General features: G+C 63.7%; 18 protein-coding genes and 1 tRNA gene. 14 read left to right on the forward strand and 5 right to left on the reverse strand.

What is annotated here, in order from left to right; translation table 11 throughout:
• The first annotated feature begins 214 nt into the window (after window positions 1-214).
• The 11 genes from BDD21_RS06775 (at window position 215) to mltB (ending at window position 11,203) form a co-directional block, all read left to right on the forward strand.
• A complete protein-coding gene (locus BDD21_RS06775) occupies window positions 215-2,032 on the forward strand; it encodes an AMP-dependent synthetase/ligase (protein WP_120796508.1) in 1,818 nt (605 codons plus the stop codon).
• 111 nt (window positions 2,033-2,143) lie between these two features.
• Window positions 2,144-2,217, forward strand: a tRNA-Gly gene (locus tag BDD21_RS06780).
• 55 nt (window positions 2,218-2,272) lie between these two features.
• Entirely contained in the window at window positions 2,273-2,599 is a 327-nt protein-coding gene (locus BDD21_RS06785) for a putative signal transducing protein (RefSeq protein ID WP_120796509.1), read from the forward strand.
• A gap of 43 nt (window positions 2,600-2,642) precedes the next feature.
• Entirely contained in the window at window positions 2,643-3,749 is a 1,107-nt protein-coding gene (gene mutY / locus BDD21_RS06790; RefSeq protein ID WP_120796510.1) for an A/G-specific adenine glycosylase, read from the forward strand.
• On the forward strand, window positions 3,746-4,018 hold the full coding sequence (locus BDD21_RS06795) for an oxidative damage protection protein (protein ID WP_007194860.1): 273 nt from the start codon (window positions 3,746-3,748) through the stop codon (window positions 4,016-4,018). Before mutY ends, BDD21_RS06795 begins: the two co-directional genes overlap by 4 nt.
• Window positions 4,019-4,359: 341 nt before the next feature.
• Window positions 4,360-5,406 (forward strand): rod shape-determining protein, encoded by a 1,047-nt coding sequence (locus tag BDD21_RS06800; RefSeq protein ID WP_120796511.1) that lies wholly within the window; start codon window positions 4,360-4,362, stop codon window positions 5,404-5,406.
• A 19-nt stretch (window positions 5,407-5,425) separates the two neighbouring features.
• A complete protein-coding gene (gene mreC, locus BDD21_RS06805; protein ID WP_281269174.1) occupies window positions 5,426-6,313 on the forward strand; it encodes a rod shape-determining protein MreC in 888 nt (295 codons plus the stop codon).
• The gene (gene mreD / locus BDD21_RS06810) at window positions 6,310-6,798 is read left to right on the forward strand and encodes a rod shape-determining protein MreD (RefSeq protein ID WP_120796513.1); all 489 of its coding nucleotides are present in this window, start codon (window positions 6,310-6,312) and stop codon (window positions 6,796-6,798) included. The genes mreC and mreD overlap by 4 nt, the downstream gene beginning before the upstream one ends.
• 205 nt (window positions 6,799-7,003) lie before the next feature.
• Window positions 7,004-8,869 carry a penicillin-binding protein 2 gene (gene mrdA / locus BDD21_RS06815; protein ID WP_120796514.1) on the forward strand — a complete coding sequence of 622 codons (1,866 nt, stop codon included), beginning with the start codon at window positions 7,004-7,006 and terminating at the stop codon, window positions 8,867-8,869.
• Window positions 8,859-9,995, forward strand: coding sequence for a rod shape-determining protein RodA (gene rodA, locus BDD21_RS06820; protein ID WP_120799787.1), 1,137 nt, complete (start codon window positions 8,859-8,861; stop codon window positions 9,993-9,995). Before mrdA ends, rodA begins: the two co-directional genes overlap by 11 nt.
• Window positions 9,996-10,126: 131 nt before the next feature.
• Window positions 10,127-11,203: a lytic murein transglycosylase B gene (mltB, locus tag BDD21_RS06825; RefSeq protein ID WP_120796515.1), complete on the forward strand. Its 1,077-nt coding sequence runs from the start codon at window positions 10,127-10,129 to the stop codon at window positions 11,201-11,203.
• Here the strand turns inward: mltB and BDD21_RS06830 are convergent.
• From BDD21_RS06830 to BDD21_RS06840, 3 genes are read right to left on the reverse strand one after another with little or no spacing between them, the layout of a single operon-like run.
• Entirely contained in the window at window positions 11,173-12,567 is a 1,395-nt protein-coding gene (locus BDD21_RS06830) for a sensor histidine kinase (protein WP_120796516.1), read from the reverse strand. The two genes, mltB and BDD21_RS06830, sit on opposite strands and share 31 nt — an antisense overlap.
• Window positions 12,564-13,226, reverse strand: coding sequence for a response regulator (locus BDD21_RS06835; protein WP_120796517.1), 663 nt, complete (start codon window positions 13,224-13,226; stop codon window positions 12,564-12,566). Before BDD21_RS06835 ends, BDD21_RS06830 begins: the two co-directional genes overlap by 4 nt.
• Window positions 13,226-13,576 carry a PepSY domain-containing protein gene (locus BDD21_RS06840; protein ID WP_342769595.1) on the reverse strand — a complete coding sequence of 117 codons (351 nt, stop codon included), beginning with the start codon at window positions 13,574-13,576 and terminating at the stop codon, window positions 13,226-13,228. Before BDD21_RS06840 ends, BDD21_RS06835 begins: the two co-directional genes overlap by 1 nt.
• A gap of 145 nt (window positions 13,577-13,721) precedes the next feature.
• Between BDD21_RS06840 and BDD21_RS06845 the strand changes: the two genes are divergently transcribed.
• Genes BDD21_RS06845 through BDD21_RS06855 form a run of 3 tightly spaced genes read left to right on the forward strand, consistent with a single transcriptional unit; the run spans window position 13,722 to window position 15,320 of the window.
• On the forward strand, window positions 13,722-14,336 hold the full coding sequence (locus BDD21_RS06845) for a cytochrome b/b6 domain-containing protein (RefSeq protein ID WP_211334987.1): 615 nt from the start codon (window positions 13,722-13,724) through the stop codon (window positions 14,334-14,336).
• A 50-nt stretch (window positions 14,337-14,386) separates the two neighbouring features.
• Entirely contained in the window at window positions 14,387-14,701 is a 315-nt protein-coding gene (locus BDD21_RS06850; protein WP_425470278.1) for a DUF1924 domain-containing protein, read from the forward strand.
• 16 nt (window positions 14,702-14,717) lie between these two features.
• Window positions 14,718-15,320, forward strand: a complete 603-nt coding sequence (locus BDD21_RS06855) for a diheme cytochrome c (protein WP_120796519.1) — start codon at window positions 14,718-14,720, stop codon at window positions 15,318-15,320.
• Window positions 15,321-16,288: 968 nt separating this feature from the next.
• Here the strand turns inward: BDD21_RS06855 and BDD21_RS06860 are convergent.
• On the reverse strand, window positions 16,289-18,874 hold the full coding sequence (locus BDD21_RS06860; protein ID WP_120796520.1) for a hypothetical protein: 2,586 nt from the start codon (window positions 18,872-18,874) through the stop codon (window positions 16,289-16,291).
• Window positions 18,875-18,913: 39 nt separating this feature from the next.
• Window positions 18,914-20,212, reverse strand: a complete 1,299-nt coding sequence (locus tag BDD21_RS06865; protein ID WP_120796521.1) for a hypothetical protein — start codon at window positions 20,210-20,212, stop codon at window positions 18,914-18,916.
• Window positions 20,213-20,249: the final 37 nt, after the last annotated feature.

A 20,249-nucleotide genomic window follows, 5' to 3' on the forward strand; every position in this document is an offset into this window, starting at 1 on the left:
CGTCGGCATGCCCCGTCCTTCGGCCGCGCTGCGCATCCTGGCCTCGAGGCAACACTGGTGCCGAAGGCGTTGCACGGGGACAATAGGGCAAACAACAGAAACCCGGTCCTGCTCGCATGTCCGTGCACGAGCAGTCATGCCCCGATGGCGGGCCGTGCCGGAGAATCGAGACGCCGCCTCTCTGCGTGGGTCGGCGAGACCAGGAGGATAGCCCGTGAGCCGATGGTCCGAGGACCTGATTCCGATCGACCGCGCCAAGACCCTGGACGGGCTCTTCGTTCAACGCGTCAGGCGCTCGCCGACGCGGGTTGCCTATCGCCATTTCGAGCGCGACGGCGGGTGGGCCGAGCTGACCTGGGCCGAGACGAGCGAGCGTGCAGCACGCTGGCATCGGGCGCTCGCGGGCGAGACACTCGAAAGCGGGGACCGGGTCGCCATCCTGCTGCGCAACTGTCCGGATTGGGTGGTGTTCGATCAGGCAGCGCTGTCGCTCGGGCTGGTCACGGTGCCACTCTACACGGATGATCGGGCCGAGAACGCGGCCTATATCCTGCAGGATGCCGCGGTCAAGCTGTTGCTGATCCACGATGCCGGGCGTTGGAAGCGGCTGGCCGAAAGTCTCGGCGATGCGCCCTTCCCGACGCGCGTCGTGATCCTGGAGTCGAGTCCCGCGGCACGCGAGATCGCGGCGGCGGATCCGCGGGTGGTGATCGCCGAGGATTGGCTTCCGGAGACGGCGCCCGAGCTTGTGCAACGTGACGGCGATCCGGATGCCTTGGCGACCATTGTCTACACCTCGGGCACCACCGGGCGCCCCAAGGGCGTGATGCTCAGCCACCGCAACATCCTGGGCAACGCCCATGGCGCACTGACCGTGATCGATTGCTATCAGGAAGATCGGTTTCTCTCCTTTCTGCCGCTGTCCCACATGCTCGAACGCACGGGCGGCTATTACCTGCCGATGATGGCCGGAGCAACGGTTGCCTTTGCGCGCTCGATCGCGCAGCTCGCCGAGGATATGCAGAGTATTCGTCCCACCGTCATCATCGCCGTCCCGCGGGTCTTCGAGCGGGTCCACCAGCGCATCCAGGACCAGTTGGAGGCTCGCCCGGCGCCTGCGCGCTGGCTGTTCCGGCTCGCCGTCGCCGCGGGGTGGCGGACCTTTCTGCGTGCGCAAGGGCGCGGCGGCTGGCACCCTTTGATGCTGCTCTGGCCGTTGCTGCGCCGCAAGGTCGCCGATCAAGTCCTCGCCAAGCTCGGTGGAGCGCTGCGTGTCGCCGTAAGTGGCGGTGCGCCCCTGCCGGCCCCGGTCGCGCACACCTTCATCGGTCTGGGATTGCCCCTGCTGCAGGGCTACGGCTTGACCGAGACCAGTCCCGTCATCAGCTTCAATCCGCTCAACGACAATATCCCGGAAAGCGTGGGTGTGCCGCTGCGTGGGCTTCAGTTGCGCATCGGGGCACAGGACGAGCTGCTCGTGAAGGGCGAGAACGTGATGCTCGGCTACTGGAACAACCACGCGGCCACCGCCCGGGTGCTGACGCATGACGGTTGGCTGCACACCGGCGATCAGGTGCGTCTGGAGCACGGACACATCTACATCACCGGACGCCTCAAGGACATTCTGGTCTTGTCCAACGGCGAGAAGGTCCCGCCCGCCGACCTCGAGATGGCGATCGCGATGGACCCTTTGTTCGAGCAGGTGGTTGTACTCGGCGAGGGGCACTCCTATCTCACGGCGTTGTTGGTGTTGAACGCAGACCTCTGGCCCGGACTCGCGCGCGAGCATGGCCTGGATCCCGAGCGCTCGGAAAGCCTGCGCGACGCTCGGCTCAACAAGCTGATCCTCCAGCGGATACGCTCGGCGCTACACGATTTTCCGGGGTATGCCAAGATCCGGCGCGTGACCCTGACGCTTGAGCCCTGGTCCATCGACAACGGCCTGCTGACGCCGACCATGAAGGTGAAGCGCGCCATGGTGGTCACACGCTATCGCGACGAGATCGAGGGGATGTACGGGATGGATGCCTGATCTAAACCGCGTCCAGAGTGAGATGCTCACTTTACGAGTGAGCTCGGCGTTCGGCGCATCCACGGCCCTTCTTGATTGCGCGGCGTGCAGCGCCTACACTAACCCATCAAAGCGGGTGTAGTTCAATGGTAGAACTTCAGCTTCCCAAGCTGATAGCGTGGGTTCGATTCCCATCACCCGCTCCATCTTCCCCCGCTCTGCACCCCGCTTCCGCGGCGATCATGCCGGTCCCGTAGCCCCATGCAACGACTCTATCAGGCCCGAGATCGCATCGAGGCCCAACTCCTGTTGGACTTTTTGGATCGGCATCTCGTCGAAGCCGTCATCTTGGGCGACTATCTCGCGGGTGCCGCGGGTGGCTTGCCTGCCGACATCGGTCCTACGCTCTGGCTCGTGGAGGACGACGACCTCGAACGCGGCCGCGAGCTGCTCAGCCGATTTCAGGCCGATGCGCGGCGTCCGAGCAGCACCGCAACCTGGTATTGCAGCGGTTGCGAAGAGTCCGTGGACGGCGATTTCGATGTCTGCTGGAACTGCGGACAGGCGCGCGAAGAGGCTGGATCGTGAAGGCGACAGCCCCGTCTCCTCGCACCGAGGATGGGGAGAGGCGATGAGCGCAGGCCCCTCGGTGTGGTTCAGCGAGGCCGTGCTCGGCTGGTTCGATCGGCACGGGCGCAAGGACCTGCCCTGGCAGCGCGACCCGACGCCTTACCGGGTCTGGGTCTCGGAGATCATGCTCCAGCAGACGCAGGTCGCGGTCGTGATCCCCTATTTCGAGCGTTTCGTCGCGCAGTTTCCGACGGTGGCGGACCTTGCCGAGGCGCCGGAGGATCGCCTGATGGCCCTCTGGTCCGGGCTCGGCTACTACGCCCGCGCCCGCAATCTCCATCGTGCCGCCGGTCTGATTCGCGATCTGCACGGCGGCGTCTTCCCCGCAACGATCGAGCCCTTGCTCGCGCTCCCCGGCATCGGCCGCTCCACGGCCGGTGCGGTGCTCTCGCTCGCCTTGGACCAGCCCCATCCGATCCTCGACGGCAACGTGAAGCGGGTGCTCGCGCGTGCCTTCGGCGTCGAGGGTTGGCCCGGCCAAGGTGCTGTCCTCGATCGGCTCTGGACACTGGCCGAGCGGCTGACGCCGGCGAACCGGGTCGGCGCCTACAACCAGGGCATGATGGATCTGGGCGCCACGCTCTGCACCCGTCGCGCCCCGGCCTGCGAGCGCTGTCCGGTCTCGGAGCGGTGTGTTGCGCGCCGCTCGGGCCGTCAGACCGAGCTCCCGACACCCCGCCCGCGCCGCAACCCGCCGGAGCGCGAAACCCTGATGCTGATCCTCGTCGATCCGGCCGGGGAGATCCTGCTGGAGCGTCGGCCCAAGAGCGGGATCTGGGGCGGACTTTGGAGTCTGCCCGAGATTGCGCCGGACGCCGATCCGCGCGACTGGTGTCTCGCTCGCCTCGGTGTTGCGCCCGCGCGGGTTGAAATGATCGGGGCACGCCGTCACACCTTCTCCCACTTCAATCTGGATATCCGGATCGCACTCGTGCAGCTCGACGCGACACCCGCTCGCGTTGCCGACGACGCCGATCGGCGCTGGCTGAACCGTGCCGATCTCGCTTCTCTCGGTACGCCCGCGCCGGTGAAAGGCATCCTGGACCACTTTCTAGCCGGCCGAGCGCAACCGCCCGTTCGTGCGCAACCACACGGAGACGTCTCATGACTCACATGGTTCACTGCGTCAAGCTCGGCCGCGAGGCCGAGGGCCTGGATCGGGCGCCCTATCCGGGCGAACTCGGCAAGCGCATCCACGCCAATGTGTCCAAGCAGGCCTGGCAGGACTGGCTGCGCCACCAGACCATGCTGATCAACGAGAATCGCCTGAGTCCGATGGATCCCAAGTCACGCAAATTTCTCGAAGAGCAGATGGATAAATATTTCTTCGGCGAAGGCGCGGAGATGCCCGAGGGTTACGTCCCGCCGAAAAGCTAGCGGAGCGGCGCGGAGAATCCGAGACCGTCCGAAATTATTTTCGTTGTCGTTGTCGTTGTCGTTGTCGTAATCGACCATCGATACGACCACGATTACGACAACGACAACAAGCGGTCTCGAAACATCTGCCGTGCTGCACCATCAGCGTTCGCCGGCAATCCGAACGGGGCCGGCCGCCGATCCGAGCGCTTCGGTCTTGTCGTGAACACCCGCCTTGCCGATCCTCCCTTGCGTTGTTAGATTAGCTCGCCGTTTTCCGATGGATTTCCCGGAGGATCCTGATCCAGGATGCCCGCGGGAGAGCCGGCGATCTCCTCTTTCTCCCGCAAGGTACGCACCTGATGTTCTTCAGAAGTCTTCGTGGAATCTTCTCGAACGATCTCTCGATCGATTTGGGTACGGCCAACACGCTCATCTTTGCGCGTGACCAGGGGATCGTCCTCAACGAGCCGTCGGTGGTCGCGATCCGTCACGAGCGCAAAGGCGGAGGCAAGACGGTCGTCGCCGTGGGCGAAGAGGCCAAGCTGATGCTCGGTCGTACGCCGCAAAGCATCACGGCGATTCGCCCGCTCAAGGACGGTGTGATCGCGGATTTCACGATCACCGAGAAGATGCTCCAGTACTTTATTCATAAGGTGCATGCGTCGCGCATGATTCGCCCCAGCCCGCGCGTGCTCATCTGCGTGCCCTGCGGCTCGACCCAGGTCGAGCGTCGCGCCATCAAGGAGTCGGCGGCCGGGGCCGGGGCGCGCGAGGTCTTTTTGATCGAAGAGCCCATGTCGGCGGCGATCGGTGCCGGACTCGCGGTCCACGAGCCGCGTGGCTGCATGGTGATCGACATCGGCGGGGGCACCTCCGAGGTGGCCATCATCTCGCTCAACGGCATCGTCTATTCGGCATCGATCCGGGTCGGCGGCGACACCTTCGACGACGCGATCATCAATTACGTCCGGCGCAACTACGGCACCCTCATCGGCGAGGCCACGGCCGAGCGGATCAAGCACAGCATCGGCTCGGCCTTTCCGGGCAACGAGGTGCTGGAGATCGAGGTGCGCGGGCGCAATCTCGCAGAAGGTATCCCGCGCAGCTTTACGCTCAACAGCAACGAGATCCTCGAAGCCCTGCAGGAACCGCTTGCGGCGATCGTCGGCTCGGTGAAGATGGCCTTGGAGCAGACCCCGCCCGAGCTCGGCTCGGACGTGGCCGAGCGCGGCATCGTGTTGACCGGCGGCGGCTCACTGCTGCGCGATTTCGACCGTCTGATCGAGGAAGAGACGGGGCTGCCGGTGGTCGTGGCCGAAGATCCCTTGACCTGTGTCGCGCGCGGCGGCGGCAAGGCGCTCGAGATGATCGACGCACGAGGAATCGATCTCTTTACGACCGAGTGATCCCATCAAACCGCTGTTCATTCGCGGTCCGTCGCCCGCCCTCCGGGTCACCCTGGCTGTGGTATGCGCGCTGGGCCTAATCATCGCCGACCACCGGTTCGACCATCTCGACCGCGTGCGCTCGCTATTGTCCGTTTTGGCCCATCCGCTGCATTTGGCCGTGAACGTGCCGTCCGCACTCATCCGCTCCACGCAGGAGCAGCTCACGGACGCAGCACAGCTGCGGACCCTGAATGCCGCACTGAATCGCGAAAACCTGCTGCTGAAGGCTCGCCTGCAGCAGTTCGAGTCGCTCGAGGCCGAGAACATGCGATTGCGCGACCTGCTAGGCTCGTCGTTCAACATCGGCGAGCGGGTGCTCATCGCGGAGATCCTCGCGGTGGATCTCACGCCCTCGCGGCAGCTGGTGATGGTGAACAAAGGGACAAGCTCGGGCGTCTTCGTGGGGCAGCCGGTGTTGGATGCCAATGCCGTGATGGGACAGGTGATCCGCACCAATCCCTTCTCGTCTATTGTGCTGCTGATCACCGACTCGGATCATTCACTCCCGGTGGAGGTCAATCGCAACGGTCTGCGCAGCATCGCCGCCGGGTCAGGCGTGGGACAGGAGCTGGAGCTGCTTTACATCCCCAAGAATGCCGATATCCGCGAGGGCGATCTGCTGGTCACATCGGGGATGGGCGAGCGCTTTCCGCCGGGCTACCCGGTGGCGCGGGTCACGACGGTGCGTCAGGATCCGGATAATCCCTTTACCACCGTGCTGGCCGAGCCAACCGCCCGGCTTGACCGCAGCCGCGAGGTCCTGTTGGTCTGGACCCTCGATCCGCAGATGCGCCAGCAAGCCCTCACCGACGCCGAGCCGGGCGCCGAAACGAGTGCCGAGACGCGCAAAGGCGCCGTACGATGACCGACGCTCCGCCGCGCGGCGGCTGGCTGATCCTCGCCAGTGTGCTGGTCGCCCTGTTCCTTTCCATCCTGCCCATGCCGGCCGGGATCGATGCCTTCAGGCCACCCTGGGTCGCGCTCGTGACGCTCTATTGGTGCCTGACCGTGCCCGAGCGCTTCGGGGTCTTTTCGGCCTTCGCCGCGGGTTTGGCCTTGGATGTCGCCTCGGGATCTTTGTTCGGGCAGCATGCGCTGGGGCTCTCGCTCGTCGCCTATGCCGCGGTCGAGCTGCATCAACGGATCCGACTTTTCCCCTTGTGGCAACAGTCGCTCTTCGTGTGGGTCCTGTTGCTGGTCGAGCGGCTGCTCAACCTGTGGGTCGTGGCGGCAACCGGCCAGCCGATACCCTCCCTGGTCTACTGGGTGTCGACCCTGCTGGGTCTGCTGCTCTGGCCCTGGCTCTTCGTGATCCTAAGCGATCTCGGACGCCGTGTCGGTTTGGTCTAAACCGCGCCCGGCGCGGTACGCGAGGTTCTTGGATGGGATCGGCCCCGCCGGACTTGTCGACCTCTGGAGTCGGCGCGGTTTAAAATATTAAAAAATATATGATTTTGAATTTGACATCCTTAAACCGCGCCGACTCCAAGGCTGATGGGACCCGCAAAGGCAAGATCCGCCCACCGACCTCGACCGTCACTCCGAGCGCGGTTTAATGCTCGAAGCGAATCTGGAAGACCGCAAACGCGAGGCCCGCCTCGTCTCGATCCGAGCGCTCATCGCCGGATTGCTCGCGATCGCCGCCTTGTCGCTCGTCGTGGTGCGTCTGGTCCATCTGCAGGTCGATCAACACGACCATTTCACCGTCCTGTCCCGCGACAATCGGGTCAAGGTCCAGCCGTTGCCGCCGGCACGCGGACTCATCTACGACGCCAACGGCGTGCTGCTCGCCGACAACCACCCGTCCTTCTCGTTGGACATCACGATCGAGAAGGTCGGCGACCTGGAGGCCACGATCGAGGGACTCTCCCGGTTGATCCGGATCGAGCCACAGGATCGCAACCGCTTCGAGCGTCAGAAGCGTCAACGCATGCGCTTCCAGGGCGTGCCGATCAGGCTCAATCTGACCCAGGCGGAGGTCGCGCGGTTCGCGGTCGACGGGCACCGCTTTCCCGGCGTGGACATCCGCGCCGAGCTGGTGCGCACCTATCCGCTCGGCGAGCACACGGCTCATGTGCTCGGCTATGTCGGACGGATCAACGAGCAGGAGCTCGCCCGCATCGACAAGAGTAACTATGCGGGGAGCCAGTTCATCGGCAAGAGCGGCTTGGAGAAGGCTCACGAGGCGCTACTGCACGGGCAGGTCGGCTACCAGCAGGTGGAGGTCAACGCCCGCGGCCGGGTGATCCGGACCCTCGAGAGCCGCCCGCCGGTCTCCGGCAAGGATCTGCATCTGTATCTGGACATCGGCCTGCAGCAGGTGGCGAAAGAGGCGCTCGGCGAGGAGCGCGGGGCCGTGGTTGCCATCGATCCACGCAACGGCGGCGTCCTGGCCCTCGTGAGCAACCCGAGCTTCGACCCCAATCTGTTCGTGGAAGGGATCAGTCAAACCGATTATCAGGCCCTGTTGAGCTCGCCGGACAAGCCCTTGTTCAACCGAGCGGTGCGCGGACAGTATCCGCCGGGCTCGACCATCAAACAATTTGTCGCCCTCGCCGGCCTTGCCGCGGGGGTGACGACCTCGCGACGCGCGACCTATTGCTCGGGCGCATTCAGTCTGCCCGGACACTCGCATCGGTTTCGCTGCTGGCGCCGCGGCGGTCACGGCGCCGTGAACCTCGAGCAGGCGCTGGTGCAGTCGTGCGACGTCTATTTCTACGATCTGGCCAACCGGATGGGGATCGACCGACTCTCGGGGTTTCTCTCGGACTTCGGCTTCGGGTCCTTGACCGGGATCGATGTCGCCGGCGAGCTGGGCGGACTCATGCCGTCGCGCGAATGGAAGCAACGGGTTCGCAAGCAGGCATGGTTTCCGGGCGAGACCCTGATCGTGGGCATCGGTCAGGGGTCCTTCCTGGCGACACCCTTGCAACTGGCGGTCGCCACGGCCGCGGTCGCCAATCACGGCAAGGTGATTCGTCCGCAGGTGGCGCGGGCGGCACAGGCTCCCGGTGCGCCCGCGGCCGAGCAGCTGCCGATGCTCTCGCATACCATCGAGCTCGGCGAGAAACAGCAATGGGACCAGATCGTCAACGCCATGGCCAAGGTCGTGGAATCCGGCACCGCCCGGCGCATCCGCAGCACCGAGTACCGCATCGCCGGCAAAACCGGGACCTCCCAGGTCTTCAGCCTCGGCCAGAACCAACGCTACAATGCCGCGACACTCCCCAAGCACCTGCATGACCACGCCTTGTTCGTCGCCTTCGCGCCGGTGGAAGATCCGCGTATCGCCATCGCGGTCATCGTCGAGCACGGCGGCGGGGGCGGCGCCACCGCGGCGCCCGTCGCCCGTCGCATCATGGATGCCTACCTGGGCGGCGCGACCGTCTTGACCGATGTCGGAGGCGAGCGTGGCGATTAGATCGAGCAGCTATTTTCCGGATGACGCGTTGTATCGGGGACATCGCGGTCTGTGGCAACGGATTCATCTGGATGCCCCCCTGCTGGTGGCCCTGCTGGCGCTGTGCGGTTTCGGCCTGATGGTGCTCTTCAGCGCGAGCGATCAGGATCCCGTCGCGGTCGAGCGGCAGTTGATTCGGCTGGGGGTTGCCTTCGCCCTGATGATCGCGGTCGCACAGATCCCCCCGGCGCGGCTGCGCAGCTGGTCGCCGCTGCTCTACGGGGTCGGGGTGGCGATGCTGATTGCGGTGCTTCTGTTCGGGGATATCGGCAAGGGGGCGCAGCGCTGGCTGGATTTCGGCTTCGTGCGCTTTCAGCCCTCGGAGCTTCTGAAGCTCGCGGTGCCCATGATGCTCGCCTGGCTGCTCAGCGCCCGTGCCTTGCCGCCGAAGCTCGTGTGGGTGGTCCTCTCGGCCGTGCTGACCCTGATCCCGGTCGTGCTGATCGCCAAGCAACCGGATCTGGGAACCGCGCTGTTGGTCGCCAGTGCGGGCGTGGTGGCGCTCTTCATGGCCGGCATGGGGTGGGGCATGATCCTCGCGCTCGCGGCCGTCGCCGCCGCCGTGACGCCGCTCGTTTGGATCGGTCTGCACGACTATCAACGCGATCGCGTGCTGACCTTCCTGAATCCGGAGTCCGACCCCCTCGGGTCCGGCTATCACATCATCCAGTCCAAGATTGCGATCGGCTCGGGCGGGATCGACGGCAAGGGCTGGCTGAACGGCACCCAGTCGCATCTGGAGTTCCTGCCCGAGCGCAATACCGACTTCATCTTTGCGGTCATCGGCGAGGAGTTCGGGTTTACCGGGATCCTGGCCCTGCTCGCCCTTTATCTCTTCATCATCCTGCGCGGTCTGGTCATCGCCGCACGGGCGCAAGACCGCTTCGGGCGTCTCTTGGCCGGTGCTCTGACCCTGGTGTTTTTCGTCTACGTCTTCGTCAACACCGGGATGGTCACCGGCTTGCTGCCGGTTGTCGGTGTTCCGCTGCCCTTGATCAGCTACGGCGGCACCTCGATGGTGACCCTGATGGTTGGATTCGGCATCATCATGGGGATACACACCCATCGTATACGCTCTCGCGGGTGACGCCTGCGATGGTACGGAGAGTCTCGGCAGCGGCCCGACCCATGCGACGCGTCGATGAGCGCAGCCCCGGCGGGAGCGCTTCGCGCGACGTGTCGCGTCCGACGTCAACACCATTCAACGAGGTGCCTTCCATGCCCGTCGCCCGTCAGTTGTGTTTCGCAAGATGCCTCGTCGCAGGATGCTTGGCGCTCGTCGCGTCGCAGCTGCACGCCGAGCCGGCCAGCTATGCCGCTGAGGCCGATGTGTTCGCGCGCGAGATGGTCGAGCGCCACGGGTTCGATTCGGCAGATCTCGAAGGCGTGCTGGCGAATGCCCGCTACAGTCAGGCCATCGTCGACGCCATGAATCGGCCCTACGAGGCCAAACCCTGGCGCGACTATCGGGCGCTGTTCGTCACGCCCGCGCGGATCGCCGGCGGTGTGACCTTTTGGAGCGAGAACGCCGATCTGCTTGCGCGCGTCGAGGCCGACTACGGCGTCGCCCCGCAAATCATCGTCGCCATCATCGGGGTGGAGACCAACTACGGGGCCAATGTGGGCAAGCATCGGGTGATCGATGCGCTGACCACGCTCGGGTTCTCCTATCCACGGCGGGCGACCTTCTTCCGCCGGGAGCTGGAGGCGTTTCTCGTGCTCAGTCGCGAAGAGCAGCTCGATCCGCTCGGGGCCGTCGGCTCCTATGCGGGGGCGATGGGCAAGCCACAGTTCATCTCCTCGAGCTATCGCAACTATGCGATCGACTTCGACGGAGACGGTCGGCGCGACCTGTGGGGCAGCAACGCGGACGTCGTCGGGAGCGTCGCCAATTATTTCAAACAGCACGGATGGCGCCCCGGCGAGCCGGTCGCCTTTGCGGCGGAGCTGCGCTCCGGCGTCCCCGCCGGGATCACGGTGGTCGAGAAGAGCCCCGCCCTGCCCGACACGACCGCGGGCGACCTACGCGCCGCGGGGGTCGCGTGGGACGAGACCCTGTCGGCCGACGTCCCCGCGAGCCTGATCCGGCTCGACGGGGTCGAAGACGAATACTGGGTGGGGCTCAGCAACTTCTACGCCATCACCCGGTACAACCACAGCAACCTCTACGCGATGGCCGTCTATCAGCTCAGCGAAGAGATCCGGGAAAACCGCTCGAAAGCGACATCCAGCGGGACGGCCGCTGACCCAAGCGCTGCGGACGCTCATGAATCCGCTGAGAATGATTCGGACTGATCCCGCGGCAGCTGGACCCGGACAGAGAGTCCTCCTGTGCGCGCGCGCGCGAAGTCGAGCACCCCGCCGTAGGCGTCGACGACATCCCGCACGATCGCGAGTCCGAGGCCGTTGCCTTCTCTGCGCTCGTCGAGACGCAAACCACGCTCGCCGAGCCGCGGTGTCTGCTCCGCCGGGACACCGGGACCATCGTCTTCGATATCGATCTCGATGCGATCGCCGACGCTCACCCGGATATCCACCTCGGTCCGCGCCCATTTGGCTGCATTCTCGAGCAGGTTTCCCAGCAGCTCCAGCACATCGTCGCCGATGACCGCGGCCCGGGCCTGCGCGGGTGCGACCAGCTGCCAGTCGAGGCGCGCGCCCTCCGGGGTGCGTTGCAGCGTGCGCAGCAGTCGGTGAAGGGTCTCGACCACATCGGCGCCGGCCTGATGGATGTCGGCCCCGGAGCGCAACCGGGCACGCACCAGCTCGCGCTCGACCCGCCGTCGCATCCCCATCGCCAAGTGTTCCAGATCATCGGCCAGCGGCGCATTGCCCTGCTCGCGTAGGCGCTGTGCATCGGCCACCAGCGCGCTCAGCGGGGTTTTGAGTCCGTGAGCGAGGTCTGCGGTCCAGGCCCGCGCGCGCTCGATCGCTTGCTCTCGGGCCTCGAGGAGCCCGTTGACCTCGCCGACCAGCGGCATGACCTCGTCCGGGTAGCCCTCGGCGAGCCGCCGCGCCCGGCCGGTGCGAATCTCGCCGAGACCGCGTCGCACCGCGTCGAGCGGCGCAAGACCGGTCTGGATCTGAACGAAGGTCGCCAGCGCCAAGACCAGTGCAATGAGGGCAAGATAGGGAAGCATGTCGGCCGCGAAGGCATCCCGCGCCGCGATTAACTCCGCCCGATCGACCCCGACCATGAGGCGCAAGGGCATCAGCCCGCCGGCCGCCTGCAGGCGAATCCGACGCTCGCGCACCAACAAGCGCTGCGCGTCCGGACCCATGACCTCGTGGGCGTGGACGGTGCCCGGATCCAGGTCGTCGTCGGTCAACTCGACCAGATGATCCCAGAGCGAGCGCGAGCGCAGCAACCCCGGCCGCGCCGGGCCGTCGATCTGCCAATAGAGCCCGCTCAAGGGCTGAGCGAAACGCGGGTCGGCCGGCTCACGCGCGAGCTGAACCTCCCCCTCCGGCGTGATGGTCATCGCCGCAGCAAGCTGGTTGAGCTGCGCGCGCAGCTCCTCGCCGATACGCCGCTCGACATGGCGCTCGAAGAGGGTCAGCAGACCGAGACCGGCCACCGCCAGGGCCAGCGTGATGGAAAGTGCGGCTCCGATCCAGAGGCGGGCGCGTAGAGAGCGGCGGGGCCGGACGCGGTTCAATACGCATCCTCGACCAAATACCCGAACCCACGCCGCGTCTGAATCAAATCGACCCCGAGCTTGCGACGCACGCGTCCGACCAAAACCTCGACGGCGTTGGACTCGCGCTCGAAGTCCTGGGCATAGAGCTGCTCGGTGAGCTCGAGCTGGGAGACGACGCGGCCGGCATGCTGCATCAGATAACTGACGAGACGGTATTCCTGCGGGGAGAGATGAATCGGGACACCCTCGACCGTCACGGCCATCCGCCGAGTGTCCAAAACGAGCGGGCCGTTGACGAGCACCGCGCTGACCTGACCGGCGGACCGGCGCACCAGGGCGCGCAGACGCGCCAGCAGCTCCTCCATCCGGAAAGGCTTGGGCAGATAGTCGTCGGCACCGGCGTCGATACCCTCGACCCGCTCATGCCAATCGCCTCGCGCGGTCAGGATGAGTACCGGAAAACGCTGCCCGTTCGCCCGCCATTTGCGCAGGATCGAGAGCCCGTCCATGCTCGGCAGTCCAAGGTCCAGGATCACGGCCGAGTAGCCCTCGGTATCGCCCTTGAACCAGGCAACCTCGCCGTCGGTCTCGTGCTCGACGACAAAACCCGCACCCGTCAGTGCGGCGATCAGGCCCTCGGCAAGACGCGTGTCGTCCTCGACCAGAAGCAGGCGCATCAGTCCTCCTCCACCACAAGGATTTCCGCCGTCGGCGCGTCGACCAACACCTCCAGCAGTCGCCCGTCCGGGGCGATGAGCTTGATCTCATAGACCCAGCGCGTTTCTCCGGAGCGTCGCTTGCGCTCGAGCTCCACCTCGATGACCTCGCCCGGCACCTGCGCCTCGACTCGCTTCAGGATCTCGGCGATCGATCGAACCTCGCCCTGCTGCAGCGCCTGTCTGGCGCGGTCGTGATCATGACGATCGGCGCCCTCGCTTCCACGGTGGCCCGCGAGGGACATTGCAGGCGCCATGGTCGAGACCATGACGGCGGCCAAGAGTCGGCGACGCAAGCGCAGTGTGTTCATGGGATGCATTATGGACCGAACCAAGCTGACCGTTCGCTGACAATGCCTCACAGGGTTTCGTCAGGCTCTCCCTCGTAATCTGCACCCGGGCCACGACCGATCGCGGCCGAACCCTTGTCAACGCAGAGATCAGGAGAGCAATGAGATGACCAACGAAGCCATGATCGCACCGGCGATCACCCAACACGAAAGCCCGGAACGCGTCCGCGTCTGGGATCCTCTCGTCCGAATCTTCCACTGGGCGCTGGCCGGCGGATTCGCCACCGCCTTCATCGTCGAGGACGACCTCCTCGGCGTGCATGTCTGGGCCGGCTACTTGGTCTTGGCCCTGATCGCCGTGCGCCTGGTCTGGGGCCTGATCGGCACCCGCCACGCGCGTTTCAGCGATTTCGTGCGCAAGCCGAGCGACGTCCTGGCCTATGTCCGGGACGCCCTGCGGCTGCGCGCACCACGCTATCTCGGCCACAACCCGGCCGGGGGCGCCATGGTGATCGCCCTGATGGTCGCGGTCGTCTTGACCGGACTGAGCGGTCTGGCGGTCTACGGCGCGGAAGAACTCTCCGGTCCGTTGGCACCGATGATGAGCGCTCTGCCGGGGTCTTGGGGCCACTTCTTCGAGGAGGTCCACGAGGTCATGGCCAATCTCACGCTCGTCCTCATCGTCGCCCACGTGGCCGGCGTCATCTTCTCCAGCCTGTCCCATCGGGAAAACCTGATCGGCGGCATGATCACCGGACTGAAGCGGAAGGAAATTCAATGAAACGCGACATGAAACCGATTCTCGCCATTCTGATCATCGTGTCCGGCGCGATGGCCCTTCCGATCGCGTCCTTGGCCGGCGACGCGACGGCGGGCGCCACGGGTTGGACAAAGGAATACCCGCAAACCGACGGCTCGCCCGCGCGCAGCTGCGTGACCTGCCACAACCGTGACCTGACCAAGCCCGGCCGACACGCGGTCACCAACAAGACCATCGAGCCCTTGGCGCCCTCGGTCAATCCGCAGCGTCTGACGGATCAGGCCAAGGTCGAGAAATGGCTGCTGCGCAATTGTCGTTGGACCCTCGGGCGCGAATGCACCCCCGAGGAGAAGAGCGACTTCATCAGCTATATCGAAACCCAGTAATCAGGAGCTGACTCCCATGCAGACATCGACAAAAACGATCGCCATGCTGGCCATCGCCTTCCTTTCATTGGGCGCAGTCGGCCTGGCCCTCGGCGATTCCGACGACGACGATCACGAGAAACGCGAGAAAGGCGGGGGTTGGGTGAAGTCGCGCCCGGATGTCGCCCCGGTCGTGAATGCGACCTACAGCGAGGAGTGCGGCTCCTGCCACATGGCCTATCAGCCGGGTCTGCTGCCCGGCGATGCCTGGACGCAGATCATGAGTCCCGCCGGGTTGAGCAACCACTATGGCGACGACGCCTCGCTGACCGACGAGGTCCGCACCGATATCACCGCGTTCCTGCTCAACAACTCGGCCGACCAAGCCGAGCGTTCGCGCTCGCGGGCCTTTGCCGTCAGCGCGAATCAATCGGTGCAGGCCGATGGGACGTCGCTACCGCGGATCACCGAGACCCGTTACTTCATGCATGAGCATGACGAGATCCCGGCCCGTCTGGTGACGGGCAACCCGAAGGTCGGCAGCTTCAGCCAATGCAACAGTTGCCACCGCGGCGCCGCCGAGGGCATCTACAACGAAAAACAGGTCTCCATTCCCGGTCATGGGCGCTGGGAGGACTAAACGCCTGTTCGGACTGCGTCGAGAGCGGACCTCGACCGCATCCCGTGTGGCCGGGTACGGCAGGAACGTCGTCCGTCCGCGGGGACCAGTCGGATTGGACAGAAATCATGAGTACCTTAACCCTTTTAACCTAGATCCGGCAGTTGAACGGCCCTGGAGTGCGTCCCGCGCGGTGCCCGGCGAGGCGCAACGAGGCGGCGCTTAGTACTTCTACGTCAACGAGTTGCAACGCAGTCGAGCGCCGCGCGAGGCGTGCTCCAGGGACCGTAGCGGTCATCACCCGGCAGGTGAGGCTTCAGATGACCAAGATCATCAACCGCATCAAACCCTTGCATACGGCACGAAGCGGTCAACTGCCGGAAATCGTGTAGACGGCCGGACGACGGGGCCGCGGGCCGGGGCTGCGACAGGCTGGGCTCGCACGATGGGGACGTCCCGAGCCACGCCTGCCGCGGGGTCATGTTGCAGGGCGCAGACCGACAAGCTGATCGATGCGCCGCGGGGAGGGAATGACGTGCGGCAAGGAGAGGGGAATTCTCGAAGGCACGCACCGGCAATCCAGCGCCGTTTCACCGAAGGCGAGCCGCAAACCCTGCAACACCTGCGGATTATACGGACCCCGTCGGGCGCGACTTCTAACGAAATTCTGACACTTGATGGCCGCTCGTGATGGCCGAGGCGTCTGGAATGCGTTGCAACCCGCTGCCGTAGACCCGCGATGATGCCGGGTTGCGCCTTGCCGGTCACCACGCGGGACGTACCGTGACGGCCAGCCGACTGCTCTTTCTAGGATTATCGAACGGCGCGGGCTAGTCGGCTGCTTGAGCGATGAGAGGTTGAACCAATCGAGCCGGCGGAGCGCCGGCTCGACTCTTCGGCAGGGTCAGGCTGTAGGGTGGGGCTCCGGCATCGCAGAACGATCTCATCTGCCCGCTCGATCCCACTGACCCCGGTGCGACGGCTCGGACCTAATCGACCGCCGTACTCGACGCGGTGGTGTTATTGCTGCACGACCCCGTCCCTACGCAAGGAGTGCCTGTTGTCCCCGAGGAGGTCGCGTAGCAACCATACTCAGGTTCACTTTCCTCTCCGCTGACATAGCTGGGAATGCAGGCGCATGCCAGAGCCACCTCGTTACCATTATCATTCAACCCTACGACGACACCGCCGGTAGCGCTCTGGTCCTGGACACAATTGTTGTAGTCCAAGACCACCTCGGCCGTAGTAGTATTCTGGCTTGCGCACACCAGCGACACACTGTTTGGCCCATCACGCCAGTCATCCTCAATTCCGTTTTGCTCACCTCCGGATATCACAAAATTAACATTCGAGCCCGCTTGACAGGTCGCCACATTCAGGGAGGCATTGTAATTAGGATCAGCATTGGAACCCTGATTAACATCAAGATCCCCCTCACATCCCGATTGCCAGCCTTTACTCGACAGCATTCCCGTTGTCGAATCATACTGCACATTAAGCGGTTCATAAGTTAACGTGCCGCAGGTAGGGCTTCCATAGCTCGCCGTGGCGTTTATGATTTCGGGCTGCGTCGTTGGGGGGGCCGAAGCATTAACATAGTTCACAAGCGTCAACGCACCTGTGTTTAGATTGAAAGTCGTCGAAATCTGCGCGATATTCGTATCATTATTGATCAAAGTCGGCGGCTGAAAGGTCCAGGTTGAGGGATTCTGAATCGCGAGCTGGCCGTTGCTGTCGGTGCCGACCGTGGATCCAGTCATGACCGCATCCCAGATATTCAATTGGTTCCCCGTTAAACCACGATTGCTACAGTAGTCATCACCCCCCGAACCATACTTTAAGCAAACGTTGGAATACTGGCCACCTGCTTGCGTGGCGCTACTGACACTACCAGAGCTGGTAAGATATGTGCATTCAGTATTCGGGCTAAATAAGTTCGCTGACACTTGTATGTCCGAGCAGGCTCCTGGAGTACCAGCCTCTGTCGTGTATATCAGTGCATTGGACCATAACGGATTGGGGTTACCGGTATTCGAGGTGAAGGAATTGACTTGGTACTGAACGTAGAAATTAGTCAGCATCAGGCCGAGCAGATTCGACGAGGCGAAGGTGCTGTTGTAGGCCAGGGGTGCGGTCTGCGTCGTCGGCGCACCCATGGTGGTGTTGGTGGTGTAGGCGCTGTTGATGGCGTTGTCCCCGGCCGTCTGCAAGCCACCGGTGGTGGTATTGACGGCGGTCTGGATCCCGACCTGGGCCGCGTCGCTTGCCCCTCCGGTCGCCACCGCTGCACCGACATCGATTGCCGTCATGGTCACATTGAACAGCGCCGAAAAGACTTTACCCCAGAAGCTCTCATGGTCGTTGGCTTGGCTGGCGGCAGTGATTGCCTCGTTGACGACATAGCCCGCCTGGGCGGTCGAGTACATCAGGCTATCGATATAGTTTTGGGCATTGGAAGACGATGGAAACACTCCTGCAGTTGGTAAGTTTGGTGGGTTAATGGTGCTGATGTTATCACCATTCGTTAAGGTACTGTCGCCCAGCAGATTGCTTTGCGAAGTTGCCAGATACCAGAGCGTCTTTGCGGCAAAACTGCTTATGATAAAGGGATCTCCGATGGCAAAGGTCAAATGAGCGCCATAGATATAGGACTGCCACTGGGTATTGCCGTTGTTGTTTTCCTGTTGCGGTTGGGTGTAGCTGGACAGATTGACCGGGAACATACTCGGTACCAGGCTGTACACAGCTTGGGTATTGGCGCCTTGGGTATTGGGGTTTTCAATACCCAACCAGAGACCACCGGTCCCCACATAATTTGCGTCGGCCGGATTCTGGTTCAGGTTGAAGACCATGTCCTCGCTGCTGACAAAACCCTGGCCGTTGACATTGCCCGAGGGTGAGGGTGGATTGTAGTAAGGCCCAACATTCGTGGGCGGCGCGGGCGGGTTGATCAGGGCATTTGACACGAAGTAATCTTGGGCGTGCCACAACAGCCCGGAGCCAAGACTATCGCCGGCCGAGGCGAGGTTAGCCATCACAATGGGATCACCGCCGATACAGTTGATCTCCCAACTATCGCCGGCCGCGGCAGGGTTCGGCTGGCTGCCTATTTGGATCGTGGGTTCCACGAACGAGATGCCTTTGCCGACGCCTATAGAAGTTGGCGAATATGGATAGTTTAGGGCGGCCCCCATACTCACGCCCGTACCCGAACCCGAGTAGTTGTAAATCTCCTGCATCGGCGAGCTGTCTCCGTAGAAGACAACGTATGGCCAAGGCTTAATACCAGGGCCGTTGAGGGAGAATTGACCGAAGAATCCAGGGGTTATTACGTTGCCGTCGAAGAGACTGTTCCAACCTGCGCTAGCAGCCATTGAGCTGGAATCCATAGTCGTAGACGTATTCGGGGTCGCCCCATAGGCCGTCAGGGTGCAGTTATTCCCGCTGAGGTTGAAGATCGAGTAGGACAAGGCGCCGCTCTTGGCATTCCAGGTTGCGAAACCATCGGCGCCTGAAGAGGTGCTCAATCCGCACAGCGACGATGCCGCGAGGCAAATCAGAAGTTGGCGTTTCATGTCAATACCCTCGTGGCAACTTGAAGTTGACGTTTCATGTCAATACCCTCGTGGCAACTTGAAGTTGACGTTCTTGACCTCGAAACTGTTGCCGATCGCATTGGCGGAAATGCCCGACATTCCGTAGAGGTTGTGGTAGGTGAAATAGGTACCCTTGTTGACCTTGAAACCGGTCAGCCGACTTTTTGCGAAGGTACAGTCGGTCAACAGGTCTGACTCCGGAAGTCCGCCCTGCGCCAGCGAAACACCGCAGACCTTGCCGTTGTAGCGAAACTTGAAGGGGACGATGTAGGTGTAATTGCCGGGTCCGTAGAAGGCCAGCGCCGGATGCGCGGTCTCGTCCGGGTTGGCGATCCCTTGATGCAACCTCCACAGATCGAGCCAGCCCATCCGGGTAATGCCGTGCATGGCCGGCGACATCGCCGTCAGCGCGCTGACGCCATTGCGATGAACGTAGGTCTCCAACTCGCTCAGGAGCTGCGCGCCGATATCTTGGATGCCGATCGTATAGCCCTGACCGGAGACCGCATTGAAGGTGGTGCCGCCGATTTCGCAGGTCGGGCTCGACTGCTCGCTATCCGTGGTGGGAACGACGACGAAATTGCCCGGCAGGTAGGAATGAAAACCGGCTTTAATGAATTCCGCCGTGCATCCGCCGTTGTTGGTGCCGGGCAAGGCTTGGAAGCGCTGCACCTTATAGGTCTGGGTCGACGTCCGAGGGGAGTACGGCCATTGCGGTTTGGAGGGGACGGACAAGGTCATGGTCTTGACCCATGTCACCCGCCCGGCGCGCACGGTCACCTTGGCCGGATTCTGGGCGTCGATCCCGGTGGACTTGAAGATCTCATAGGCACCGGGCGCTAGGTTAAGCACCAGGTTGGGCGAAACCAGGATGCCGCTCTCGGGCGCGCCGGCGCCCCTTTCCTTGACCGGACGGACGTAGAACTCACCGCTGCCTCCCGGTTTGGTGCTGACCAACAGGCACAGACCGCCCTGTTCGGACGGCAACGCCGAGGTTTGCTCGCAGTCCGCCGGAAAGCGTGGGGTGAAGCCTTTCAGACTGATCGCCCGTCGCGCGCCCGGCTCCACCGGAAGGCGCGGGTCGGGGTCGCTCGGATTGGTCGGATTGGTCGGATTCGTCGGATTGCTCGGATCCGACGACGACCCGTCCCCGTCCTTGCATGAGGCCAGCAGCATCGGCAAGAGGACGGCCAGGGTCAGCGCCAGAGTCAGTGACGGCCGCAGGCGTTGCGGAGGGTTCCGTTTGAACGTATTCGTCGGGTCGGCGCCCCCGAGCGTTGATTGTCGGGGGGCTGATCGTGCTGCGTGCTTGGCCATAGGGCTCTCCCGCATCCTCTTGAGATCGTGTAGTCGG

It is taken from the genome of Thiocapsa rosea (assembly GCF_003634315.1).
Taxonomy (GTDB): Bacteria; Pseudomonadota; Gammaproteobacteria; order Chromatiales; family Chromatiaceae; genus Thiocapsa; species Thiocapsa rosea.